This is a genomic window from Caballeronia udeis (assembly GCF_044909315.1).
GTDB lineage: Bacteria > Pseudomonadota > Gammaproteobacteria > Burkholderiales > Burkholderiaceae > Caballeronia > Caballeronia udeis_A.
In genome coordinates, this window is sequence record NZ_JBIYEB010000008.1 from 263,327 (window position 1) to 288,092 (window position 24,766).

Annotated in this window: 25 protein-coding genes; 5 read left to right on the forward strand and 20 right to left on the reverse strand. The window is 59.9% G+C overall.

Annotation, left to right across the window (positions count from 1 at the left end):
- Positions 1-103: 103 nt before the first annotated feature.
- The 4 genes from andAa to andAc are packed head-to-tail and all read right to left on the reverse strand — an operon-like array spanning position 104 to position 3,382.
- The gene (gene andAa, locus ABH944_RS15940; protein WP_404607407.1) at positions 104-1,324 is read right to left on the reverse strand and encodes an anthranilate 1,2-dioxygenase system ferredoxin--NAD(+) reductase; all 1,221 of its coding nucleotides are present in this window, start codon (positions 1,322-1,324) and stop codon (positions 104-106) included.
- Positions 1,314-1,637: an anthranilate 1,2-dioxygenase ferredoxin subunit AndAb gene (gene andAb / locus ABH944_RS15945; protein ID WP_097271495.1), complete on the reverse strand. Its 324-nt coding sequence runs from the start codon at positions 1,635-1,637 to the stop codon at positions 1,314-1,316. The genes andAa and andAb overlap by 11 nt, the downstream gene beginning before the upstream one ends.
- A gap of 11 nt (positions 1,638-1,648) precedes the next feature.
- On the reverse strand, positions 1,649-2,122 hold the full coding sequence (andAd, locus tag ABH944_RS15950; RefSeq protein WP_404607405.1) for an anthranilate 1,2-dioxygenase small subunit AndAd: 474 nt from the start codon (positions 2,120-2,122) through the stop codon (positions 1,649-1,651).
- A gap of 18 nt (positions 2,123-2,140) precedes the next feature.
- A complete protein-coding gene (gene andAc, locus ABH944_RS15955; protein ID WP_404607734.1) occupies positions 2,141-3,382 on the reverse strand; it encodes an anthranilate 1,2-dioxygenase large subunit AndAc in 1,242 nt (413 codons plus the stop codon).
- 317 nt (positions 3,383-3,699) lie between these two features.
- On the opposite strand from andAc, the gene andR reads away from it, so the two are divergent.
- Positions 3,700-4,668 (forward strand): anthranilate 1,2-dioxygenase regulatory protein AndR, encoded by a 969-nt coding sequence (andR, locus tag ABH944_RS15960; RefSeq protein ID WP_404607403.1) that lies wholly within the window; start codon positions 3,700-3,702, stop codon positions 4,666-4,668.
- Between the two features lie 70 nt (positions 4,669-4,738).
- Here the strand turns inward: andR and ABH944_RS15965 are convergent, their stop codons facing one another.
- Complete coding sequence (locus ABH944_RS15965) at positions 4,739-5,515, reverse strand: SDR family NAD(P)-dependent oxidoreductase (protein WP_404607401.1); 777 nt, start codon at positions 5,513-5,515, stop codon at positions 4,739-4,741.
- Between the two features lie 141 nt (positions 5,516-5,656).
- Between ABH944_RS15965 and ABH944_RS15970 the strand changes: the two genes are divergently transcribed.
- Positions 5,657-6,247, forward strand: a complete 591-nt coding sequence (locus ABH944_RS15970; protein ID WP_404607399.1) for a TetR/AcrR family transcriptional regulator — start codon at positions 5,657-5,659, stop codon at positions 6,245-6,247.
- Here the strand turns inward: ABH944_RS15970 and ABH944_RS15975 are convergent.
- The 7 genes from ABH944_RS15975 to ABH944_RS16005 form a co-directional block, all read right to left on the reverse strand.
- Entirely contained in the window at positions 6,244-6,465 is a 222-nt protein-coding gene (locus ABH944_RS15975; RefSeq protein ID WP_404607397.1) for a hypothetical protein, read from the reverse strand. The genes ABH944_RS15970 and ABH944_RS15975 overlap by 4 nt on opposite strands.
- A 342-nt stretch (positions 6,466-6,807) precedes the next feature.
- Positions 6,808-6,939 (reverse strand): DUF6998 domain-containing protein, encoded by a 132-nt coding sequence (locus tag ABH944_RS15980; protein ID WP_404607395.1) that lies wholly within the window; start codon positions 6,937-6,939, stop codon positions 6,808-6,810.
- Positions 6,940-7,048: 109 nt separating this feature from the next.
- The gene (locus ABH944_RS15985) at positions 7,049-7,621 is read right to left on the reverse strand and encodes an H-NS histone family protein (protein ID WP_404607393.1); all 573 of its coding nucleotides are present in this window, start codon (positions 7,619-7,621) and stop codon (positions 7,049-7,051) included.
- A gap of 316 nt (positions 7,622-7,937) precedes the next feature.
- Positions 7,938-8,639 (reverse strand): AIM24 family protein, encoded by a 702-nt coding sequence (locus ABH944_RS15990; RefSeq protein ID WP_404607392.1) that lies wholly within the window; start codon positions 8,637-8,639, stop codon positions 7,938-7,940.
- A gap of 333 nt (positions 8,640-8,972) precedes the next feature.
- Complete coding sequence (locus tag ABH944_RS15995) at positions 8,973-9,263, reverse strand: nucleotidyltransferase family protein (RefSeq protein WP_404607391.1); 291 nt, start codon at positions 9,261-9,263, stop codon at positions 8,973-8,975.
- A 325-nt stretch (positions 9,264-9,588) separates the two neighbouring features.
- Positions 9,589-10,248, reverse strand: coding sequence for a methyltransferase family protein (locus ABH944_RS16000; RefSeq protein WP_404607389.1), 660 nt, complete (start codon positions 10,246-10,248; stop codon positions 9,589-9,591).
- A gap of 129 nt (positions 10,249-10,377) precedes the next feature.
- Entirely contained in the window at positions 10,378-11,187 is an 810-nt protein-coding gene (locus ABH944_RS16005; RefSeq protein WP_404607387.1) for a PhzF family phenazine biosynthesis protein, read from the reverse strand.
- 175 nt (positions 11,188-11,362) lie between these two features.
- On the opposite strand from ABH944_RS16005, the gene ABH944_RS16010 reads away from it, so the two are divergent.
- Both ABH944_RS16010 and ABH944_RS16015 read left to right on the forward strand, forming a co-directional pair.
- Complete coding sequence (locus tag ABH944_RS16010) at positions 11,363-12,949, forward strand: Na+/H+ antiporter (RefSeq protein ID WP_404607386.1); 1,587 nt, start codon at positions 11,363-11,365, stop codon at positions 12,947-12,949.
- Between the two features lie 167 nt (positions 12,950-13,116).
- Positions 13,117-13,701, forward strand: a complete 585-nt coding sequence (locus ABH944_RS16015; RefSeq protein WP_404607384.1) for a histidine phosphatase family protein — start codon at positions 13,117-13,119, stop codon at positions 13,699-13,701.
- A gap of 96 nt (positions 13,702-13,797) precedes the next feature.
- Here ABH944_RS16015 and ABH944_RS16020 read toward each other — a convergent pair whose 3' ends face one another.
- The 7 genes from ABH944_RS16020 to ABH944_RS16050 form a co-directional block, all read right to left on the reverse strand.
- On the reverse strand, positions 13,798-14,466 hold the full coding sequence (locus ABH944_RS16020) for an HAD-IA family hydrolase (RefSeq protein ID WP_404607382.1): 669 nt from the start codon (positions 14,464-14,466) through the stop codon (positions 13,798-13,800).
- Positions 14,467-14,499: 33 nt separating this feature from the next.
- The gene (locus ABH944_RS16025; protein ID WP_404607380.1) at positions 14,500-15,471 is read right to left on the reverse strand and encodes a hypothetical protein; all 972 of its coding nucleotides are present in this window, start codon (positions 15,469-15,471) and stop codon (positions 14,500-14,502) included.
- A gap of 3 nt (positions 15,472-15,474) precedes the next feature.
- The gene (locus tag ABH944_RS16030; protein WP_404607379.1) at positions 15,475-16,512 is read right to left on the reverse strand and encodes a hydroxyacid dehydrogenase; all 1,038 of its coding nucleotides are present in this window, start codon (positions 16,510-16,512) and stop codon (positions 15,475-15,477) included.
- 71 nt (positions 16,513-16,583) lie between these two features.
- Positions 16,584-17,573: a D-allose ABC transporter permease gene (alsC, locus tag ABH944_RS16035; RefSeq protein WP_404607378.1), complete on the reverse strand. Its 990-nt coding sequence runs from the start codon at positions 17,571-17,573 to the stop codon at positions 16,584-16,586.
- Positions 17,574-17,593: 20 nt separating this feature from the next.
- The gene (locus ABH944_RS16040; protein ID WP_404607376.1) at positions 17,594-19,105 is read right to left on the reverse strand and encodes a sugar ABC transporter ATP-binding protein; all 1,512 of its coding nucleotides are present in this window, start codon (positions 19,103-19,105) and stop codon (positions 17,594-17,596) included.
- Positions 19,106-19,137: 32 nt separating this feature from the next.
- Positions 19,138-20,085 carry a D-allose transporter substrate-binding protein gene (gene alsB, locus ABH944_RS16045; RefSeq protein WP_404607375.1) on the reverse strand — a complete coding sequence of 316 codons (948 nt, stop codon included), beginning with the start codon at positions 20,083-20,085 and terminating at the stop codon, positions 19,138-19,140.
- A 63-nt stretch (positions 20,086-20,148) separates the two neighbouring features.
- Positions 20,149-21,285 (reverse strand): Gfo/Idh/MocA family protein, encoded by a 1,137-nt coding sequence (locus tag ABH944_RS16050; protein ID WP_404607373.1) that lies wholly within the window; start codon positions 21,283-21,285, stop codon positions 20,149-20,151.
- Positions 21,286-21,452: 167 nt separating this feature from the next.
- Between ABH944_RS16050 and ABH944_RS16055 the strand changes: the two genes are divergently transcribed.
- Complete coding sequence (locus ABH944_RS16055; RefSeq protein WP_404607371.1) at positions 21,453-22,700, forward strand: ROK family transcriptional regulator; 1,248 nt, start codon at positions 21,453-21,455, stop codon at positions 22,698-22,700.
- A gap of 82 nt (positions 22,701-22,782) precedes the next feature.
- On the opposite strand, the gene ABH944_RS16060 is transcribed toward ABH944_RS16055, so the two are convergent.
- Positions 22,783-24,633, reverse strand: a complete 1,851-nt coding sequence (locus tag ABH944_RS16060; RefSeq protein WP_404607370.1) for a phospholipase D-like domain-containing protein — start codon at positions 24,631-24,633, stop codon at positions 22,783-22,785.
- Positions 24,634-24,766 lie beyond the last annotated feature (133 nt).

Below are 24,766 nucleotides of genomic sequence, written 5' to 3' on the forward strand. Positions count from 1 at the left end.
CCGCCCCGGAAACTTCCAGACGTAGATCATACGCGCGCGCTTCCCAGCCTTCGGAATAAGCGTTCGTTCGGGCCAGCCCATCACTGCCGGTCCGGACAAGCCTCTATTTGAGCAGGGCTTTAAGCGGTGTATCCGGATCGGCGAGACGGGCGTGGTCCAATACTTTTCCCGCAGCCATCAACCGCCGGCACACGGCCACTTCCCGACCGCAATTCACCGTCACCGCAGCCTCGAGTCTGTCGTCCGCGCCGAGCGCCAACATGCAGAACGAACCGCCTTCCGGATCACCTCGGCTGAAGACCGATTGATGCGCCGCAAAAACGCCCAGCGTCTGCAGATTGCAGTCATATTGATCAGACCAAAGCCACGGCATCTCGGCATAAGGTTCCTCGCCGCCAAGCATGTTCGCAGCCGCCACGGCAGGCTGGTTCTCCGCCACTTGCCACGACTCCACCCGCACATGCCGCCCCAGCAGCGCGTTGAAGTGACTCGTCACTTCGCCCGCCGCGAAGATCAGCGGGTCGGCGGTGCGGCAGTGCTGATCCACCACAATGCCGTTATCGACGAGCAATCCCGCCGATGCGGCCAGCTCCACGTTAGGCACAACGCCTATGCCGATCACCACCACGTCTGCATGCACTTCACCGCGATCGGTCTTGACCGTCGCGCCGGTGGGCGTCTTGTGGATGGCAAGCGGCGTGGTGTCGAGCTGCATATCCACGCCATGACGCCGATGCAGCCCGAGCATGAACGCGCCAACTTCAGCCGGCATTGAACGCTGCAACAAGCGGCTTGCGGGCTCGATGACCGTCACAGCACAGCCACGCGATATCGCCGACGCAGCCACTTCCAGCCCGATGAACCCGCCGCCCAACACAGCGACCCGAGCGTCCGGCGCGAGCACTTCGCGCAGAGCACGCGCGTCCGCAATAGTGCGAACGTAGTGCAGTTTCACGCCCTCGTCGACCGGTCCGCCAAAACGCCGCACCCGCGATCCGGTTGCTATCAGCAAGCGCTGATAGCCGACCCGCGCGCCATCGCTCAGCAACACGCACTGCTGTTCACGATCGATCGCCGTCACCCGCACGCCCAACCGCATCTCGATACGCTCCTGCGCGTACCAGTTTGCATCGCGGATAAAAGCGCGTTGCTCGCCTTCGACCCCAAGCAACGCATCCTTCGACAGCACCGGCCGGTCGTAAGGCAGTTCAGCCTCCTCGCCGATCATCAGGATGCGGCTCTCCGGTGCCTTCAGCCGAAGCGTTTCGGCCGCACGCCGCGCGGCGTGTCCCGCGCCGGCGATCACATACGCTTCATTCGACATGGATCTCGACGCTGCCCTCGTTGATGCGAACCGGATACGTGCGAACCGCTTCCACGATAGGCGCACATTGCGGCGCACCCGTCCGAATATCGACAAGCCCCTGATGCAGGGGACATTCGACACAACCGTCCTCAACAAAGCCCTCGGAGAGACGCGCGTGACCATGCGTACAAAGATCGTGCAACGCGAATACTTCATCACCTAAACGGAAGACCGCGATGGGTTTGTTACCCGCAACAACAGCGACCGGTTCTCCTTCCTCGAAGTCATCGAGTGCGCCAACGGGAAACCACGTGTGAGCCAACTGGTTCATTCCTGTCTCCTTCAGATCGGTGTGGCGAGCAGGGTCTGCACACGCGAAGTGTCATAGATCACGCGCTTAGACCGGTATCGCAAACCGGCGTCGGTACGCACCACCTTGTCGTAATACTTGCCCGCCTGGTACACGTTCGATTCGCCGTTCGTGCGCGTCTGGATCACCACGTAATTGCTCTCGGTCTCGATCACGCCGTCCTTCTCCGCCATCACGCAGAGCCCGGACGTCATGTGCCGGTAGCTGTGTTCCTCGAAGATATTGGCGTTGCGCAACGACACCACGCGATCGCGCAGCATCTTCTGGTTGTTGCAATAGATGATGCCGATCGGAAGGCCCATGTCGGCGTTTTCCTTGGGAACGATCTCGTACAGACAGTCTTCTGTGAAGAGCGTCGGCCAGGCTTCGAGACGATCGTTGTCGAGGTTGTTGATGTACTGGTCCTGCAGCATGTGCAGTTCGAACCACAGCTTCATTGCTTCCATGATCTCGTTCCTCGACGTTCAATAACCCATCAGCTTCTGGTAACCGACCCAGAACTTTCGGATCAGGCTTTCGGTGATGACCGTGTCCTGCTGGTCCGGATTGCCGCGTGACATCTCGATCACCGAGGTCGCGCCGGCGTCGCGGATCGTGCCGCGCTGGACCAGTTCGGTGGCCTCGGTATCTTCCATCGAGATATAGCCCGCAGGTCCCACCAGGTTCGCCTGCTTGATGCGCAGCTCGCGCATCTCCGGTGTGTCGTCGGCATAGCCGAAGAAGTGGAAAATCAGCTCGAAGCTATTGGGTCCTTTAGGCAGCAACTGGCGCGCGACCAGCGTGTTGTGGATCTGCTGGATCACGAGTTGCGGGAAGATCGGCTGGATATGATTGGTCGTGTCTTCTTCGTATTCGGAAATCAGGCCGAGGATGGAGTCGTCTTCAAGCGCGAAGCCTTCGTCGAAGGAGCGGATGTTCTGCTGCTTGTAGGCCGCCGATGTGTCCTCGCCCGTCTTCGTCACGGTGATGATGCTGTGCAGTCCGTGGGTGGCGTCGGGTATGGAACGCGCCTTCATGCCGACGCGGAAAATATTGAACGTCGTATGGAACAGATGCAGCATGCTCGCGTGATACGGGTCCTTCACATTTTCGAAATAAAGCTTCCAGTTCGACTTCGAAAACTGCCGCGTGCAGCCGAGATACTCAATCGGCTTATGAAAGATCCGATCGATCCAGGGCCGCATTTCCGCCCCAAGATACTCAGGCAAGGGACCGACCGTTTCGCTGAAGCTCGCGAACACCAGCCCGCGATAACTCTCCACGCGAAGCTTTCTCAAGCTGTGATTCTTCGGATTGAAATCGGCGGGCATGCCCGTCATGCCTTTCTGGCCGCGCCGGAACGGGACGCCCAGCAAGTTGCCGCTCTTGTCGAAACTCCACTGGTGGTACACGCACGTGTGCGAGCTTGCGTTGCCGCGGGACTTCCTGCAAACGGACGCGCCGCGATGCGCGCAGCGGTTGACCCACGCCGCCAGCGAGCCGTCGTCGTTGCGTGTTACCACCACGGGCGTGTCGCCGACGAAGGTGCTTTTGAAGTCGCCCGGGTTCGGGATCTCGGCTTCCAGCGCCACGAAATTCCAGGTGGGTCCGCGATAAATCCGCTCCTGCTCACGCTCGTACACCGCCTGCGAGCTGAAGACCTTGTAGGGCACGCGCGAGCCGTCGTCATGAGGAAAAATTACCGCATCGGAGTCGAGCGGGTTCATCGGGCGAAGGGGGAATTCGGCCCCGCCGTCCGGTGCGTCCGGTGCCTCCGGTACATCCTGGGCGTTCATCGCATTCGTTTCCACGGCGATTTCTCCTTTTGTGGGGGATTGGTGTACTGCGATTTTTGGAGCGCCAAAATAGCGGGTCTATCCGATAACGGCTGCGCGCAGGCTCCGCTATCCACTTCCGGCACGTTTTCGCCGGGATGCGGGTGGCGCGCGGCACGCGACTCGGGCAGAACGGCGAAGTGAATTACCATGTGTCCAGGTATTTTCCTTAGCATCGCCGTGATTGTTTTCACCGACCGGAACCATCCATGTCGCAAGCCGCCTTTCGTGCTAACGCGCTGCGGGGCTATCGATTATTCGAATCGACTGACCTCGATGAAACCCGCGAACTGATCTCGCGCGTGATGCAGCCGCACGCGCTCGTCCCCTCGGGCACGGGCCGCGGCCGCTCGCATATGGATTTCGTCAGGCTCGGCGGACTGGGTCTCGGCACGATCGCTTTCGGCGACGCCATGCGCGTGGACGTCAAGGCGGTGGACGGTTATTACCTGCTGATGTTTTGCGTGAACGGCAACGCTGAAGTTCGCACGATGGGGCGTTCCATGCAGGTGAACCGCGACCAGGGCGTTTTATGTGCGCCGGGGCAGGCGTTCGATGCACTGCTCTCGCCTAGCTGCGAACAGTTTGTGCTGCGTATCGATCCGGTAGCGCTGAACGCGCACGCGGGGCTGGCCGCGCAGGACTTTGCCTCGCTGGTGCCGGTGGGCAGCTCGGATTTGCGCGGCTGGATGCAGCAATTGCAACTGGTCGCGAGTTCGCCCGAATTGCTAGCGAGTGCGCGCAGCAATCCGCGTGTGGCGACGCATCTTGAAGGTTTGCTGATCGATCTGTTCGCCACGGGTTACGTGGGCAGGGATAGGGAATCGGGTTTCGCTTCGAAGCGCTCGCCCGTGTCACCTGGCTTCGTGAAGCGCGCTGAAGCATTCATTGAAGCGCATTGCAGGGAGCCGATGGAATTACTCGATATTGCCAACGCTGCCGGTGTCTCGACCCGCACGTTACGGGACGGCTTTCAGCAGTTTCGCGGCGTGAGTCCCATGCAGTATGTGCGGCAACTAAGGCTGGAACGTGCACGCGATGCGTTGCGTGCGGCGCCTCTGGATGTGAGGGTCGCTGAAATTGCCCTCGATTGCGGCTTCGCGCATCTTGGGCGTTTCTCGATGGTCTACAAGGCGATGTTCGGCGAATCTCCATCGGAGACACTGCGGGGACGGTGAGCGTACCCGCAGGGCGTGTCATACAGCGCGGCCAAGCCCCTGCGCGCGTTGCGGCGGGGGTAGGAGGCGGTCAGCTTGCACGAAGCACTGGCGAAGCCCATGGCGCGCCGGTCGTGCCGCCGTCGACCACAATCTCGGCAGCCGTGATTCCGGACGCACCATTCGACGCGAGGAACGCAACCGCCTCCGCAACTTCCTCCGCAGCAGCGAAACGTTCCATTGGAATAGCCCCCGACAACGCTTGTTCCGTGCCGTCGATTGTCGCGCCCGCCCGTGCGCCGCGGGTCCAGATCGGCGTACGGGTGCCACCGGGGATCACCGTGTTCACGCGAATGCCGCGTTGCACGAGCTCGCCGGCAAACACTTTCGCCATCCCGGTGATGGCGGCCTTGGACGCCGAATAAGCCGCCGTACCCGCCCGCCCAAGCTCACGCATGACCGAACCATTCAGCACGATCGATCCCCCTGCCGGCATCAACGGCAACGCGGCTTGAACCGTCAGGAAAACCGCGGTCACGTTGGTGCGCAAAATTGCCTCGAACGCCGCGGCGGTAGTACTGCCCAATGGCGTTGGCCCTGAAATACCCGCATTGGCAAACACGATATCAAGCGAACCGTAAACATCACTGACTTGCTTGATCACCGAATCGATTGCCGTGGGATCGTCAAGATCCGCCTGAATGCCAAGCGCGTTTGCACCAAGCTCCGAAACCGCCTCGTCGAGCTTTGCGCGGTCACGCCCAGTGATCGCCACGCGCGCGCCTTCGGCAATCAACAACTTCGCCGTCGCAAAACCAATACCGCTGTTTCCGCCTGTAATCAAAGCAGTTTTTTCTGTGAATCGCATGAGTCCTTCTCCTGTGCTGGTCGCCGCCGGCCGCGGCTGAAAGATGCATCGGCTGTATCGATACGCCGTCATCTGTATGTTGAACATAATCCACAATTTCAGTATTATTTTCATCATGCAGATTGTCAAGCGGGGGATGCGATGGGGTTTTCACAGGCACAGAAGGCGGAGAGCAGGCAACGTGTGCTGGATGCGGCCGCGCGGCCGATTCGCGAACGCGGCCTTGAAGCGCTGGGCGTTGCCGACTGCATGCGCAGTGCGGGACTGACGCACGGCGCGTTCTATGGGCATTTTTCATCGCGTGAGGCGTTGATCAGGACCGCGCTGGAACAGGCACTGACGAAAGGCCAGACCCGTTTGAGATCGCGCATGGCCGATGCGGCAGAACATGCAAAGACGCCGTTGGAGGCGATTGCCGACGCTTACCTGAACCCCACGCACGCGGACAATCCAGGCACCGGATGCGCACTGTGTGCAGTTGCCGGCGATACGGTGCATGCAACGGCGGATGTGAAGGCGCTCTACACCACCTATTTGCGGCGGCTTGCAGCGAAGTTGACGCAAGCAGCGGGGAGTGAAAACGAAGCGTCGGGACTAGGGGTGGCGGCCGCTATCGTGGGAGCGATCACACTGGCGCGTGCGGTGGACGATCGCGAACTGGCGCTGTCTATACTCACCGCTGCGCATGCGCTTGTCATGACACAGGACGGTGCTGCCCGGCGGACGGATTAGTGATAGTCGGCGAACTGACGGGTGCAGAATCGATGCAACTGCTGCAATAACTCGGAGCCTCGCGCGGTCAGTCGCGGCATGGCCCGGCCATTCGTAGTCGCTTCAATCCGGACGAGGTGCTCGTGCTCGAGACTCGCCACATCGGAACATTGCGGTTCCACCTGCGACGGTGAATGCTGGATCAGGAGCAGTGTCGACAACTCGTGAGGGCTGAGCATGGGGATCTCCTTGCATGAATGAATCGCAACGGTTTGCGTTCATGCATCCTAGAGAGCCAAATCTACATTCGGGCTACAGCCATTTTTCACCGCGTTACACAGTTACATTCTCGCAATGAGCAAGTGCTCGCACGGGGTGTAAGCGTAGCGAGAAGAAACGTCCCGTTGCAATTGCCCTGTCAACCGGTCCGGGCTCGAGTCTTTCAGCCGGTAAGGAGGCGCATGCAAGCCGTATGCCGCCGGCGCAGAGCATTGGATCGATGCACCGGAACGCAATAACGCCAAACGCCGGCTCGCTCGCTACGAGGCTTTTCAGGGCGGCAGGTAAGCTTTGCATAGTGGCTAGTCCGACTGAGCCAAATCAAAGTGATGCAGCGCCAACGCTTCTGTAACGTCACCTACAAGTCGGCCGTCGAGTGTGAACTCAGCCCAGTACTTGCGTAATGAAGAGTAAGCGGTTGCTGCGCGTACCACGAATCGCGGACGACGCCCGGCAGTTCCATCAACACTCAGCTTTCCTCTTGCGCTCTTTACCTTGTTGACGGCGGTTGATAAATGCAGCGATACATTTTCCTCGCGATGGTCACGCCGGCTCTACCACCTTCATTCGCACCAACAGGGGAACGCCACAACGATCAATTGTCAGCCCAAGCTCGTACACGCCAGCGCCAAGGTGCGCGAGGCGAGACCACGACGGCATGAAGCCCCTATCGCGTGCGAGCTTCATGAGCGCCACTTTGTCCATACCCTTGACGCAATCATTAACGAAGCGCGATCCGGCTTCGGGCATCAACGCTGCGGGGAAAGTTGCTGGCAATCCTAATGACTCAAGCTGTGCAATCGGCGATTCCCTGTTTTCCGAGGCCGAATGTTCGTCGCCAACAACAAATGCTGCGCGATCCTTACCTTTGATCCAACCAGGTTCCCGCCCCATTCCACTCCAAGTGGCGCCCGACTCCGGGTCTCGATACGTTGGTCCGCTACGCTTGCGTTCCTTCCTTGCCTTTTTGGTTGAGAACACGTCTTCGACCGTAAATCCGAACTCGGCGACGCTCGCCTTGATTTCCGCTAGAGCTGCCGCTGCTTCGACTTCGCGGGCCGAGGCAATCTGGCGATCCAGTTCGGCAGCCTTAGCCAATAAGTCTCGATAATCCAAGTTTCCCTCCCTTTATCTAGATCGAGCGAGCACGCGTTTGTTTGCCGACGTGAATAGTTGGAGAGCGGCGCAAAGCATTTTCAGCAGGCGTGCACTGTTACCTTCTGGTGGGACATACTTCCACTCGCCCGGTTTGTCGCTGAAGCCGTTCTTATTGCCCGCATGAATCGGGATGCTCAACTCGCGCATCATCCGATCTCGACAATTCAGTTCGTACAATATGCTGGCTTGTGGATCAATCGTGCCGGTGTCCGCGGTTACTTCATATTGCGTGACTGTCAAAATCCGGTCCGCATTCAGGTTCTGCGCCCGACCGTCAATTGTCGGCAGTCTCGTAATTGACGTACATCGATTGAATGCCAACGCGTCCTGGTCCTGTGAATCTGTTCACGATGAAATTCATGCCGGCTCCGAAGAAACCGCTCGTGAGCTTGTCAACCACCGTCTCCATCTTGACGCCTGGTGTCTTGTACAGCCAGCCACCCGGTTCGATATCGATAGTCTCGCCGGCCGCGAGTTCCTTCTCGAACACGTTCCCGTAGCCGTGTAGCCAGAGCACACCTTCACTCGACTCGCTCCGGAACTTATCGATGAAAAAACCACTTTTGCCGAAAAGCATGTTGCTGACGCCGCGCACGCGTTCGAAGGTATATTCAACGTTCGCAGTCGCCGCCAGGAACTGATGTTCGCGTACATCCAGTTCCTCGCCTCTTCCGAGGTGAATTGGAACGATGTGCCCGGCTCCGTCGCGACTGAAAGCGATCGTGCCATTGCCGCTCGCCTCGGTGACGAAGATCTGCATGCCCGCCATCATGCGCTTCAATGCGCCTTTCATCGGGCGCAAGCCAATCTTTACGTTGGAGTTCTTCCAGAGCAGGATGTGGTGCTCGAAGAAGACCGACTGACGTGACACGTCGACCGATAGCACCGGCACAAGCTCGCCTCCAATGTGATATGTGACCCCGCCGTAGGTTTCATCGGCGGCGCTAGTAGGCATGAGTGTCGGTAACTGGTTCATTTTGATCCCATTGTGCACACGTGAAGTGAGAGTGTTCCTTGTTTCGCGTACGCGCAAATCGCCTTGCGCTTTTCCTGCTCGTGATCACGACGGTCCGACAGAGACTCTTCAAGAATCTCCGCAGCGTCGAGGTGCAGTTGCACGCAGGCGTCATCCCACGGTTCGCCCGACGGCATCCAATGATGACGATGTTCATCAGCACGGCTTGCCGGATCATTCGACTGGCAAAGAATTCAGTTTTGTCGATTCCAGCGAGCTACTGCTGCGCAAGACGCGACGCTTCGGGCATGTGTTCGAGATAGTCCTGCAGGCGCAACTGACGCTGCTTCGCGTTCATACAGGGACCGCCTCGGCCAACACATCCGCCCGGAACTTCACTGAAATATCGCGGGGCGTCAGCAGATCGACGCGTACTCCGAGCAGTTCCTGCAACTCGTACTGAATACCGCCCAGATCGAACAGCGTCGCGCCTGGCAGCGCATCGACCAGAATGTCGATATCGCTACCGTCTTTGTCCTCACCACGGACGACCGAACCGAAGACTCGTGGATTCGTCGCCATGTTGGCTTCGACAATCCGCCGAATCTCTGCGTGATGCGCGTCAAGGGCTATAGAAGGTCTCACGGAAATCTCCCGATTCACGATTCGTCATAATCGGCACATGTGCCTATTCAAGCAACTACTTTTTGAGTTTTTTAAGGCGCCGCTCCAGTGCCTCGATCGCCCGGTCTGGACAGGCGTGCACACTGGGCGTCTCCGGCGAAGCGACCCACGAACGCACCGTACGCGCGGAGCACGGCCGCTTGGTCTGCTCAGCAATCAGGCCCGCACTCGACTTGCGTGACACCAGATTCGGCGAGCGGCGCGAGGAATCTTTCTCTGTTGATCATAGACATACTAATTCTGCATTTGCTGGCTGCAACTTCAACCTTCATTGTGTTAGCGCTTCTTAGTAAAGCCCGGGAATCAGTCGCGATGTACGGGCACGATAAGCATCGTATTCGGCTCCGAACTGCTCATGCAGCAGCGCTTCTTCCGAACGGATACGCGCGACGAGCGGCAGGATAGTGAGCACCGTGAGCAATACGCCAACTCCCGAACGAAAGGCGAATGCCCACCCCAGCGAATTGACGAGCAGGCCCAGATAGCTGGGATGCCGGATGACGCCATAGGTACCGGTCGTCACCAGCGTATGACCGGGCTGGATGGCAACCAGCCCGCTGAAACGGTGGCCGAGTACAAAAACTGGCCATATCCGCAGCACACCGCCGACGATGAACAAGACCACGCCGAACCATCGGAGAGTGTCGCCGTCGAGTGTCCAGAATTCCGTGCGGTCCGTGTAGGCCGGCAGATATCCCGCCAGCAGTCCTATTATTGCGAAGGCGGCGATAACCCAGCGGTTACCGCGATCCTCTCTCACGCCCGGGCTCACGTTGACGCTACTGAAGAGTCCCCAGACCGACAACATCACTGTGACAATAGCCACGACGCTTAGCGCAGGGTGCGAGAAGAAAGCGGCAAAGCCACCCCAGCCCAGGACAGCCAGTCCGAGATAGACAACGGTCCCCGTCACGGCAGCGAAGGCGAGCTTGGGTGTGATCGTCATGGCTGTCTCTCGCTTGGTTAAACGCTCCTTCCAGTTTAGGACGTTATTCAATAACCCGGCTGGAATGAATCCATTTGGCCAGATACGGTTCCGCCTAAGCTGCCGGGGTCAGGCCAGACCCAAACTGGCTCACTTGCTCATTGCAACGCGGCCGCCTACCCGTATTTTGTCAGCGGTGCGGGCAGCGTGAATAACGCAAGGGTTATCCAGATTCCGCCCCTGATAGAGCGTTATATCCGCAACCAGCCTGACACTCAGCGCGCCCGCGGCGACGCCGGTAGCCGCGTCTTCCAGCGCCGGGTCGAGATGATTGAAATTACGACCCGCATACAGGCTCGGGCTTGCGCGCGTCCGCGCATAGGCGAAGCAACCATTGACGCCATTCGTTCGCCCCCATTCCGTGATCCCCTCCAGATCAGGGCGCAGGGAGTACAGGACCTCTTCGCTCTCCACTTCCACAAGGAGCTTGGGGCTGCCTACGGACGCCACCTTGGGCGACGGCATGAGTACGTCCGCATCGCAGCGCAATAATTTTGCAATGTCGGAGATAGACATATCGGGGAAACCTGCCTGCTGTACATCGACCGACACAAAAATATTGTCGTCTGCTCTGTCGAACGCCAGCGCTTGCTGCTTCATGCTCGACGTCAGCAACAATGCACCGCCGTGCTGCCCTGTCTTCCAGACATGGTCGGCAGCGGCGAGTGACGCATGCAGACACAAGGGGCTCCGTGTATGCGGGTAATAAAAATCCAGCGTGAACTGCCCGCTCTCCGCACCGTCAGCGTCTACAAAAACACACGCGTGAGCATGTTGCTCGACAGTGAATTGCTGGCGGTCCGCAAGCGACCAGCCTGCGAGTTCCGGACCGGAGACAACCAGCGCATTGTTTCCATTCAGCGCGGTTGCGCCGAAGCATCTATATCGTTCAATGTTCATTGAATCACCTTAAGGCGGTCGATGTCACGAATGGGAAAGTCTAAAGGAAGATAGTTCCTGCCGCTAAGCGCTCGCTCTGGCGCCTTGTGCGGCAACCGGCGCGCATCTGAATTCCGACGAAATACCGCCCACCATCGGGTAAGCTTCGCCTGACCGACGCTCCGCAGGGAAATCCATGTCCTCCGTCTCCGCATTCAAGCTCGTCCTGCTCTCGCTAATCGTGATGATCGGCTTGCAGTTGCTAGCCAAGCGTCTCAAGTTGCCCCCCGCTGCCGCGCTGCTCATTGGCGGCATTGCCATGGCATTCGTGCCGGGTCTGCCGCCGGTTCACCTTGACCCGGACCTGGTGATTGTCGTGTTCCTGCCGCCGCTTCTCATGGACGGCGCCTACTTCTCCGTGTGGGAAGAACTCAAGCGCAATATCGGCGGCATCCTGCTGCTTGCCATTGGTGCCGTTGCGTTCACAACCCTTGCGGTCGGGGTAGTCACTCACCTGGTTGTCCCGGGCCTGCCATGTGCTGTCTGCTTCGCGCTCGGCGCCATTGTGTCGCCGCCTGACGCTGTTGCCGCCAAGGCCGTGCTCGAGCGCCTGGCTCTGCCGCGCAAGCTGATGGTTCTCCTCGAGGGAGAAAGCCTGCTCAACGACGCCGCCGGCCTCGTCCTGGTTCGCTTCGCCGTTGCAGCAGCGCTTACCGGAACGTTCAGCATGGGACATGCTGCGGCGAGCTTCGTTTTCCTCGGCCTGGGCGGCGTGGTGGTCGGTGGCGTGGTGGGTTATCTGATCGTGCAGATCGTCCGATGCCTTGATGACGACTATCTCATCATCACCATCAGCGTGTTGACGCCGTGGATAAGCTACATTGCCGGCGAAATGCTCGGCGTCTCCGGTGTCATTGCGACAGTCACCGCCGGCCTGACATTAGGCTGGTATCAACACGAAGTCTTGAGCGCTACCGTTCGCATGCGCGGCACGGCTTTCTGGCAGGTCATTGTCTTCCTGCTCGAAGCGCTCGTATTCATCCTGATCGGGCTGTCTCTGCGAGGTGTCATCGCCCGGTCCGGGGGCGCTGGCGACGCCCTGATGACGCTCGCGCCAGCCGTCGCCGCCGTGCTCGCTGCCGTAGTGCTGTCGCGCTTCGTATGGGTCTTCGCAACCGAATTTTTCAACATGTCATGGCGCCGCGTGAACGGTCATGAGGACACGGCGCTTGACTGGCGAACCGCAACCATAACGAGTTGGGCAGGCATGCGCGGCGTGGTCACGCTCGCGGTGGCGCTGTCTCTTCCGGAGACCCTGCCCGGCCGGGACCTGATCCTTGTCGCATCGTTTGCGGTCATCCTTGTGACCGTGCTGCTGCAAGGCACCACCATTGGCATTCTCATCGAATGGATCAACCCTGATCGCAGTTCGGATTCCACCACCCAGCATCTGACCGAGCCGCAAGCGTGGGCGAAACTGGAGGCGGCGCAACTCGCCGCTATTGAACCGCTTGTACGCGACAGCGAGGGAAAGGTGATTCATCCCCGGCTGCTCGAGCAGTACACCTACCGCGCAACGCTTACCGAAGCCTATGCGGACCGTGCAGACTTCCCGCAAGAGCAACGTGTCACTCATTTCGATGTCGTGCTGGCGGCCATTGCCGCCGGGCGCAAGGAGTTGCTCCGTCTGCATCGCTCCGGCGCCATTCACGATGAGATGCTGCACGTCCTCGAGCATGACCTGGACTTGCAAGAGCTGTCCGCACGGCATGGACGTGGATGAAATCGTCGAGTGCAGGCGCGTGGCTCCGGCTAGTCCCGCGCTTGGTCAGCAGTTGTGTTCCGTGAAGGATCGTGGGTTCATTCGGTCCCGCTTCGCGAGGGTGGCCAAGCTTAAGAGGCATTCGGATTGGTACAATCCGCCCCACGTCCCTTGTCCCTTCTCACTACATGTCCGAAACAAACTGGCTGTCCGAACCCAGCACCGCATCGAAACGCATCATCTTCGCGCGCCACGGCGAATATCCGTGCAACGTCCGCGGGGTTTGCAACAGTAATCCCCGTACCGGGTTCTATCTGACCGAGAAGGGCGAAGCGCAGGCGAGAGCGTTGGGCGAGCGCCTCAAGGACGAGAAAATCGAGCTTATCGTGACCTCGGAATTCCTGCGCACGCGTCAGACAGCGTGGTTGGCGAACGAGGTACTGAAGGTACCGCAAGTCGTTAATCGGCTAGCGAATGAAAACCGCGTCGGCGCCGAATTCGAGGGAAAGTCAGGCGATGAATTTCAGCGGTTCATTGCCCGCGCACCGGCGACTACCTCCATGCCGGACGGCGAACCCTTCACGGGAATGCTCGCGCGTATTCAGGCGCTGATTGCTGACCTGAAGCTGAGCAGCCCTCAGACGGTGCTGGTTGTCACGCACGGCTGGACGCTTCAGGCGGTGCGAGTCATCCTGAACGAAATCAGCATGGATGATGCCGCTCGATGCGTGGACATGCCGTCCAATTGCGAAATTGTCGAAGGCAGGTTTTAGCTTTCGACATGGCACTCCGGCGGGTCGCTTGAACGCGTAGGCGACCCCAACGCCGTCAGTGTCCAGCCGATATCTTCAGTCAACCTGCTGCACCACTCAGGCCACCCGAAGACGCATCTCCCCGTTGTCGTGCGAGACATGCAGGCCGCGAAGATCGTGAAGATAGCCTCGCGGACCCAGGGCGTCGATCTGCGCCGCGGATAAAGTTGAAGTGATGGCAATCACCAGCGATCCTGCCGCCAGTCCCGATGCAATCCCGGCGGCCGAATCCTCGAACACAATAGCTTGCCCGGGAGCCGCGCCTAATGCGCTCGAAGCTGTAATGAAGCCATCCGGCGCAGGTTTCCCACGGACGATTTCATCGGAGGAGAACAAGACCTTGGGGACCGGCAGTCCCGCGGCCTCGAGCCGTCTTAGCGCAAGAGGGCGTTCCGCCGACGTGACCACGGCCCAACGATCTTCGGGGATGGATGCCAGTAAATCCCGAGCGCCCGGAATTTCCACAATGCCCTCCACGTCGTCGAGCTCGATCTGCTTTAACGCCGCTGTATCGGCTTCAATATCCGTTCCGGGCGGCGCCAACGCGCGAACCGTGTCTATCACGCGCCGGCCCTGACATTCGCGCAGGACCATCTCGGGGTCAAGCCCCCGCCGAAGCGCCCAATCCGTATACGCCCGGATCACGGGCGCATGTGAGTTGAGCAAGGTTCCGTCCATATCGAACAGAAAACACGATGCGCGAAATTCGACTTGAGTAAGCAGCATGAGCAGCAGGCGACCGTGTGAGTAATCCGGCAATCAATCAGGGAGTTGAGCAGCGCCGCCGGCCACGGCCTCTTCCACACTGAGCGTTGCCGATTCACCCGGCTGCAAGACGACCAGGGGTCCATGCGACTCGATCTCGAAGTATGGCAGCCTGGGCGCGTTGAACACTTCAAGCGGCGTCCCGTGAGCATACCTCGCCTCCGCGAAAACAGGAAAGCGCCTGCGCAACCTGTGCTTGCCTTCCGGCACATCGAATTCGACATGAATGACACCGGGCGAATTCTTTACGCCCAGCTTGAACTCGACCGCCTCAACGCATTGCGTAGTGACAAGACCGGTCGACCCCGTCACAAATGCGGATTCACGTATGTCGCCCAAGGGGCCTTTTTCTGGAAATGGCGTTACCGAATCACGCCAGTCCCCTTCGCTCCCGATAGCAACCTCGACCTTCCCCGGCCGGCGCAACATCAGGACATCCCAGATCGCGCATTGCCGCGCCCGTTCGCCCCGGTTACGAAGTTCGTGTGACGTTGTCCACGCTCCATCTCGTGCTGAGAGGACAATGCGACGCCGGATCTGCAAGCCGCTCTGCCTGCAAACCGCGCTCAGCAACTCGATGCCCATGGACCTGGATTCGAACCACGTACTCACGACTTCGTAGGGCCCGCTATCCAGATCGCGCTGAGGCGCGCCACCGGGCCAGTCGGCCTCAGGCGCTACCCAGGTCTTGCTGCCGCCCCATAGCGGAAAATCCCATTCTCCGCAAAGCGTTTGCCATTGAGAGCCACTCCAGTCCGGCACGCGTCCGGCCAGGGCATCGTTGATATACGCCAGCTCGACGCCCTCGTGCCGGATGCTCATCAACCGGCCGCCAATGACAGGAACCACGGTCAGCTCAAGCTCGCCCTGACGCATGGACAGCGCCGTCCATCCTCGATACTCAGTCCATTTAAGCTCGCGATGCCTGTCGGCGATTCCAGCGAAATGCGATATGTGACTCAGCATCGGTCAGCTCTTGTCCACCGGCTTGCTACGCATCAGGCCGACTGTTTCCGGCTGCGCGATCTTGCACATCACCGGCGGCAACCCGCGCGCAATCAATTCGATATCGGCCAATGCACGACGGCCTATGTCCCTCAACACGGCGTCAAGTGCGCCAGCCTGATGAGGCGAGAGCAGCACGTTCTCTATCGATCGCGCCCGGTGCCCGGGACCAAGTGGCTCTTCCGGGAAGACGTCGGTCGCTACCCGGATGTGACCTGTCGCGGCCGCGTCGAGCATTGCATCGAAGTCCACTACGCCCGCGCGGCTCACCAGGATGAAAGCGCCCCCCTTGCGCATCGATGCAAACTCGTCGCGCGTAAGAAACCCCTGGTTTTGAGACGTGACGCCTGCCACCACGAACACGACCTGTGACTCGCGCAATACCGTATCGAGCGATGCAGGCTCGCATCCAAGCGACTCGATATACGCCGGAGGCAGCCAGGGATCGAACGCCCTCACGACGCCACGAAACGGCGCCACGAGCGGCAGGATCGCACGCCCGAGGTCACCCATCCCGACGAACCCCACGGGCGCGTCATACAGCGAGAACGCATCCTTGTTTGCATCGAGCCCATATTGCTCGGTGCCGTTGCGAAAACGCCTGTCCGCATGACTGATCCCGCGAGCGAGATCGATCGCCATGCCGAGCGCCGCTTCGGCCACGGGTTCCGCAAACACCGGGCTCACATTCAGCACACGAACGCCTTGCCTGAAGCACTGGGCATAGTCCACGTTCGGAAGAAAATTCCCTTCCACATTGACGATCGCTCGCAGATTGGCCGCACGCATCAGACGCTCGGCCGGCATGTCGAACTGACCAACAATGATGTGGGCGTGAACAGCGTGTTGCTCGAAGATCTCATCGGTCACGGGACCGTCTTCATGAATGAACACCTCGCCAAGCGCATGGAGACGCTCGAGATCGGCGGGACTGAAAATGTCCGCAACGGTACGTGGGGCAGGCGCAACGAACAGACGGATTTTTTCTACAGCTTGAGTCATGGGTACTCCGGGGGACGAATATCGGAAGCCGCGCCGCAGTCAGGGAAGACACGCGGCGCCTGCAGATTGATTTACCGGGACTTGCGGGTGAAGAGCTTGTCGGCCGTGACCGCCGCAATGATGAGTGCGCCCATCACGATCTGCTGGTAGTAGGTCTCCACATTCATGATGTTCAGGATGTTGTTGATCACGCCGATGATCAACCCGCCTATGACGACACCCGCGACCTGTCCCCGCCCGCCAAAAAAGCTGGTTCCGCCGATAATCGCGGACGCAATCGCGAAGGTCTCGAAACCCACTCCGGCATTCGGTTCCGCAGCGGCGGTGCGGGCGGTCGTGACAATCCCGGCAATGCCCGCGCAGGTTCCCGCAATGATAAAAACGACCATGGTGTGCAACTTCACGCTGATGCCCGAATAGAACGCGGCCTGCGCGTTGCCGCCGAGTGCGTAGATGTTGCGGCCGAGCTTCGTGAACTTGGTCAGGAACATCAGGAATCCCGCCACCGCAACCGCAATGATGATCGGCACCGGCACGCCGAAAACGCGGCCCGCAACAACGTCGGTAAAGGAGCGGTCAAAGCCGAATACAGACCGTGAGTCCGACACGATGAGCGTGACGCCCCGGTAAATCGCGGCCGTGCCCAGCGTGATGATGAACGGATGCAACTGCGTGAGGTTGACAAGCGCGCCATTGACCGCACCAAGCAACGCCCCAACGCCTACGCCGCCAATGAGCACCGCGAGCCACACAGGCAAGCCGGCCATCATCAGCTTCGCCATCACCATGCCTGAGAGCGCGAGCACCGAGCCGATGGACAGGTCAATGCCTGCAATCAGGATGGTGAAGAACACACCGCACGCAAGCAGGACCATGACCGAACTCTGCAAGAGGACCTGGACCAGGTTGTCGCGTGTCAGGAAATACTGCGGCGACGCAATGCTGCACAAGATAAGCAGCACCACGAGAATGCCGAATGTGCCGTACGTCTGCCATATTGTGGCGAAATCCCGGCGAGGGGGCGCCGCGAGCGGCGCGCCGGACGTGTTGGACTGGTTCATCTTGCCTCCTTCGTTGTCGCTCATGAGGTGGCGACTTGCATGATCGATTCTTCCGTGGCGTCGGCATTGGCAAGCGTTGCCGCTACCGTGCCGTCCTTGTATACCGCGATGCGATCGCACACCGCGATGAGTTCCGGCAGCTCCGAGGACACCATGAGAATGGCCTTCCCTTCATTGGCGAGCGCGCGCATGATCGAATAGATCTCCGCCTTCGCACCAATGTCGATGCCGCGCGTGGGTTCATCGAAGATGAAGAGATCACTCTTTGCCGCGAGCCACTTGGCGATGATCGCCTTCTGTTGATTGCCGCCCGATAGTTCGGTGATGTTCTGCGTTGAAGAGGCGCATCGAATCCGAAGCCGCTCCTTGTAGCTCAAGCCGAATTCGCGTTGCTGTGCACGGTCGATCAATCCGAGCGAGAGTGCACGCCGCGTGCTGCGCAAAGCGGGAACGACGAAGATGTTCTCTTCAATATTCAGGTTATGGAAAAAACCCGTCGCGCGCCGGTCCTCGGTCACGAATGCAAGCCCTTGCTTGACCGCCTGATAAGGCGAGTCAATCGTGATCTCGCGCCCGTTGAGCGTCATCAGGCCGGCCGACTTTCGACGAACGCCGAAGATGGTTTCCATCAGCTCACTGCGTCCTGATCCCATCAAGCCGGCGAAGCCAAAAATTTCTCCGCGATGCACGTTGAACGAGACGTCGCGCACCCATCCATCGCGCGAGGAAAGATGATCGACTGAGAACACTACCGCGGCGCGTGTTGCATCCACGCCGCCCGGTCGGCCGTGAACGATTTCCCGGCCGACCATCAGCGCGACGAGGCGGTCCGTCGAGGTCGTTTTAGCGTCGTAAGTGCCGACGTATTTACCATCCTTCAGGACCGTGACGCGATCGCCTATTACCGGAATCTCCTTGAGCTTGTGGGAGATATAGGCCACGCCCACGCCGTCGCGCTTGAGGTCGCCAATGACCGTAAAGAGTTTGGCGACCTCGGTATCGGTCAGCGACGAAGTGGGCTCGTCCATGATGATGAGACGCGCCTCGCTCGCCAGCGCCTTGGCAATCTCGACTTGCTGTTTCTCCGAGATGCCCAGGTCGCCAACCAGCGTGCGGGGGTCGCGTGCGAGACCGACCCGGGCAAGCACTTCACGCGCCTTGTTATGCATGCGCTTGCGATCGACCACGGGAATACCGAAGCGCCTGACGGTGGGAATGCGCCCGACAAACAGGTTTTCCTCGATGCTCAAATAGTCGATCACACTCAGCTCCTGATAAATCAGGCAGATGCCAAGCTGGGCCGACAGCGCGGGCGACAACTTCGAGTATTCATTCCCGCCCGCCACAATAGCGCCTGACGTCGGCTCGTAAATGCCGCTGAGGATTTTCATCAACGTCGATTTACCGGCACCGTTCTCGCCGAGCAGCACGTGCACCTCGCCTGCACGTACATCAAAACTCACATCGCTGAGCGCGGTCGTGCCCGGGAAGATCTTCGTGATGCCACGCACGGCTACCAGTACATCGTTCATCCGGTCCTCGCTGAATACGTCGGCACGCGGGCTTACTTCGTGATCAGATGCGATTCGACCGGTATGAAGACCGGCGCCAAGGCCGGGTTGATCGCGGGCTTGTTCTTCAGCGCGTCGAGCAGAAGGTCCACGGACTTGGCGCCCATTGCTGCGGAGTCCTGCGCGATGGTCGCTGTCAGCTCGCCGCGCTTGACCGAATCAAGCGCTTCTGGAACCCCGTCCGTGCCCACCACGATCACCTTGCCGAGTTTGTCGGCATTCTTGACCGCCTGTGCGGCGCCGAGCGCCATGGTGTCGTTCGCCGCGTAAATGGCCTTCAGGTCAGGGTTACGCTGCAGGATGTTGGTGGTCACGTCCAGTGCTTTCGAACGATCCCAGTCACCCGGCTGACTCGCAACGAGCTTGATGGACGGCACCTTTGCAAAGGCCTGCTTCGCGCCGTCGCGGCGGGCGTCGCCCGAGACGTTACCGGCTTTGCCCTCGATAATCGCCACGCTGCCGCCCGCGCTGCCGAGCTTCTGGGCGATGTAATCGCCTGCCTTGTTGCCCAGCGCCACGTTGTCGCTCGAGATGAAAGCGATTACCGATCCGCCCGCTGCCTTCAACTGGCCCTGGTCAATCTTCTCGTCGATATTGACCACATAAATGCCCTTCTTCGTGGCCGCCGCAACAGCCTGGATCAGGCTCACCGGCGAGATGGGTGCGACGCCAATAGCCTTATAATTCTTGTTGAGCACGTCTTCCACCAGACGCTGCTGACCCTGGATGTCGTCTTCACTGTTGCCCGCGAGGATGTCGACGGTCACCCCCTTCGCCTTGGCCTCTTTCTGGATGCCGTCGCGCATCGCGACCCAGTACGGATTGGCCAGCGTCTTCAGCACGATCGCAATATCGGCGGCCTGCGCGGGTGTCCATGCAGTCAGCGTCAGGGCCAGCGCTGCGATGCCGGTTGTCGACTTGAGCAACTTTTGAACCTTCATTTTTCGTCTCCTGTTGTTCCGCGAAAGGCGGGTTTTCTAATAGATGTGCAACGTGGACCGCGACTAGATTGGCTCCCATGCGCGCGCTTTCGATGAACGAAGCACCGCATCAATGATCTGGGCCGAGCGATACCCGTCTTCGAAGGTCGGCAAGCCTTCACGCGCTTCGCCGCGAATCACCGCATAGGTGTCGGCGACAAAGGCTTCGAAGCATTGCGCATAACCCTGGGCATGGCCGGCCGGCAGCGTGGCGAGACGTCGTTGTTCGGCACTGCCGCGTGACGGGTCACGCACCAGCAGCCGGGTCGAATCCCGTTCTCCGAGCCACAGGCGTTCCGGATCTTCCTGATCAAATACGAGGCTGGCGCGAGCGCCGTCGAGTTCGAACCACAACCGGTTCTTGCGGCCCGCCGACACCTGGCTCACGGTAAGCGTTGTCAGTACGCCGGTGGTGGTCCGGAACAACGCGCCGGCCACATCCTCGGTCGTCACCGCCTGCCTTTCCAGCGACGCACCCGGGGCAGGAGACGAAAACGTCTCGACCGTGCCGGTGGGACGGTCGGGCAGGATGGTCTGGAGTGTCGCGACAACGGCCTCGAATCGTTCGCCGCTGATCCATTCGATCAGGTCACACCAATGCGACCCGATGTCAGCGAATGCTCGCGACGGGCCACCCAGGGCGGCATCCACGCGCCAGTTGGTGTCGTCCCGTCCGAGCAGCCAGTCTTGCAGATAGCTTCCGTGAATGAGTTGAAGCGCCCCGACGGTGCCATCCTGCACGAGCGAGCGCGCCTCCCTGACCATCGGGTGATACCGGTAAACGAACGGGACCGCTGCCACGCGCCCCGCTTTTTGCGCTGCGGCCGCGAGTGCCCTGGCGTCGGAGAGACTGGTTGCCAGGGGCTTTTCGCACACCACGTGCTTGCCCGCGGCAAGCGCCGACATGGCGATCGAGTAGTGCGTGGAATTGGGCGTGCAGATATGAATGACGTCGACCGCAGGGTCGGCAATGGCTTCGTCGGCGTTCGAATACGCGCGCTCCATACCCAGGTGAGCCAGATGAGCGGCGGCCTCCCTGGCGCTCTGCGGACTCGATGCCGCTATGCCTTTCAACGTCGCGCCGGCGAGCCGGCTCGCCTTGGAATGAACCGCCCCCATCATTCCTGCGCCGACGATTGCCACACCGAGTGTCTCAGCCATTTTTTTAAACTCCATTTGGTTGACTGGACATTACCGGGGCAAAACCTGGCCCGATATTTTGTATTATTTAATTCGATTTCCGACATAAATACTTTACCTATCGCCCTTGCGAGCACTCTTGTGGCTTGCGCGTGGATTAAGTAAGCTCGATTGTCCAAGGCCCCGTCATGAACACGCCAATCCATCAGCCCGCCCCCTCCCGCCTCGCCACCTTCGACCGGGCTTTCCGGCTCGAAGAGTTTGAAATTCAAAGCAAACTGGCAAGGCTGATCGCTTCGTCTCAAGGAATCAGCCGCGCCGACCTTGCGCGTGACACGGGATTCGCCCGCTCCACCGTGTCGCAATTGATCCAGCCGCTGATCGAATGCAACCTCGTCAAGGAGCAAACGCAAAGTGCATCCGCCAGGGGACGGCCGGGCACCATGCTCCTGCTCAATTCCCGCGCCGGGCTCATTCTGGTGGCGGACATGGGGGCGACCCATGGGCGACTCGTCATCTCGGATCTTGCTCAGAGGCGGCTGGCGGAAAGAGTCTTCGGCATTGATGTCGCGCTTGGACCCGAGATCGTCCTCGATTCGATCGTCGACCAGTTCCAGCAGTTGCTGCGGGAGCACCGGCTTCTCGACCAATCCATACGCAGCGTTGTGGTCGGTCTGCCGAGCCCCGTGGACTTCAGCCGCGGCGTTTGCGTGAGGCCGCCCATCATGCCGGGATGGGACGGCTTCCAGGTCTCCGAGTATCTGCAATCGCGGCTCAAGAGCCCGGTGCTGGTCGACAACGATGTCAACCTCATGGCGTTGGGCGAGGCCCGCACGCGCCCCGCTCATCAGTCCCCGTTGTTGTTTGCCAAGGTGTCGACCGGGATAGGATGCGGGATCATTACGTCGAACGGCATGTTGCACAGAGGCGCCGATGGCTCGGCGGGTGATATCGGGCACATCAGGGTCCCCGGGCGTGACGACGTCATTTGCCGGTGCGGAAATATTGGCTGCGTCGAAGCAGTCGCCTCGACTACTGCTGTCCTTGCAAATCTCCAGGCATTGCCTGAAGCCGGCGCACAAAATGTGGATGACCTTGTGCGGCTGGTTCGCTCGGGAGACCGTCAGGCCGTCCGGCTCATTCGCGCCGCGGCGGCTGAAATTGGCGAGGTGATCGCCATGGTGGTCCACATGTACAACCCAGCCGCGGTTGTCCTCGGCGGCCGGATGGCGAGAATCAGTGACGACTTGCTTGCGGGCGTTCGCGCGGTTGTTTACAGGCGGGCATTGCCGCTCGCGACAAGAAGCCTGCTCATCGAAAACACGGCGCTCAATCAATATGCCGGCGCGATCGGAGGAGCAGTCCTCGGGATTGAACGCGCGCTGTCGTCGAAGGGAATTGCTTCAATCCTGCATTCGGTCCCAAGCTCAAATTAGTCGCGGCCGGCCGACATGGGGGAATCGGGCCGGGACCCGGTCAATGCGTTCCTGCCTTCGCTGCCCCAGCCCACTCAGTACCCTAGTGTTCCAACGCGTGTACACGGGCAGGCGCTGCCTTCGACTGCTGCCCCGTACCACCCGCGGGAGCCCCCAGCCAGAACGCCAGTTCGGCGTTGCTCGCATGGCCAGTCGACGAGAAATAGCTGGCCTGCCACGAGTCGTCTTCATGCAACCCCTGCCAGCTATCCTTGGTCCCGTGCTGAGCGAGCAGATAGCGCCAGCGATAATGGTCGTACACATCCAGCACGTGGACAGCATAGGCGCAGGCCAGGCTCACATTGCCTTCAATGATGACGAGATTTTCATCGTTGGTGGACGACGCCTTGTTTCCCAGATTGTGGCTACCGACCACCACGGTGCAACGCTCGGGATCGAATGGGTCGATCACCACGATCTTGTCGTGGATGACAGCATGGCCGGCTCTGGCGAGCTCCTTTTCCCAGACGCCAAACGCGTCGTTCACACCTTGGGCGGGAATCACTTGAGCCGGGTCCGTTGGCTTCGAATTGTTGTTGTGAAGGTCGATGACGAAGTTGCCTGCCCGGTCCGCATTGGTGAGTGCACCCCGGATGAACAGCTTCTGATTCTTCTCCTGCGCGGAGGCAGCGGCATCAATAATGCTGGGCTGACCCGGGTCGAATGCGAGGAAGAGCACCGCCGATTTCGCAGCCTCTATTCGAGCATAGACATCTGCCATGTCGGGCGGTGTAACGCCCTTCGCCTTGTTCTTCTGGAGCGTGTTCGGCGAGAACCAGAGCGTCGTTTTCCTTGCGCCCGGAACCTGCACGGTAACCGGCGAAGCGTTTGCCGTGCGGAATGCTTTGCTTTGCAACGCATGAGGATCCGTGCCGGCATCCAGCGTATCTTTCTTGAGCGCATCCCAGTAGGTCGAATACGCACTCGCGAGGGACGGCGAACGGAACACGATGCTGTTGTTGGTCTGTGCGCAAAGGCCCGTGGGCGTCCAATTGGTTGATCCGGTCAGCACGCTTGCCGGCGTGCTCTTGGCATCGACATAAAGCATGAACTTGTTATGGCCAATATGACTGCCATCAGGAAGCATCCGGTCTGTCACGTCGACACCCGAGTGATGCAGCGCTTCGCGTGCCGGCGCGTTCTCCTTGTCGTCATCGTGTGAGGTGCTGTCATAGGTATTTGACAGAATCAGGTGCAATTGCTTGTTGCCAACGAGAGACGCTTCAAGTTGTTTGTCGGCAAGCTCATACAACGCGCCGTAACAGCTTCCACCCTGTGCCTTCGCCTCGGCGAGCAGCGACGGAAGCACCGTCACAAGATCGCCTGCCAGTGACTTGCGCAGCGGGTCACTCGCGTCGGCAATACGTTTGAGCAGCGCCCCGGAATCCGGCAAATCGGACTTGCTCTTCGGGAGTTGACGCGCGACGGCCTGCGTCGCGAGGATTCCCCGGTTGAAATAGCACGTGATGGCTTCGGGGTCGTCCTTAGGGCCATGTTCCGCCGCCAGGCTGACAGGGTTCGAATAGAGGACAGGTGCACCCGCGAGAGCAGCCAACTTCGGCGGCGCATCTTTGCTGAAGGCGCCTTGAAGCGGGATGATTTGATAAACGTAGGTGCCCTGCTTGTGAGCATCCTTTACAAACAGATCCTTCCAGAAGAATTTCTGGATTGGACCTTGTGCGGTGGTCTGCCCGGTGTGCCCTGAATTGGGGTCACTCGGAAAACCTGCCATGGCGGGCAGGGAAACACCTTGAGGGGTGCTGATGTCGAGCTTCGCATCTGATGCATTAATGCGCCGGACGTCGAAACCAACACACCCGGACAGCTTGTGGTCGAATGTCCATGCCACAAGAATGACGTCGTTGTTCGAGAGCGCAATACACTTTGTGGACATTCATATCTCCTTGGTTGCCGAGGGGCATCCGCGCCATGGTCCCGACTGCTCGTTGAGCGACGATGCAGTTCTTGCAGCGGAGTAAAGATTTGGGGGAACGGACGCGTTGCTGACAGGGTCTGTCAGTCGTCAG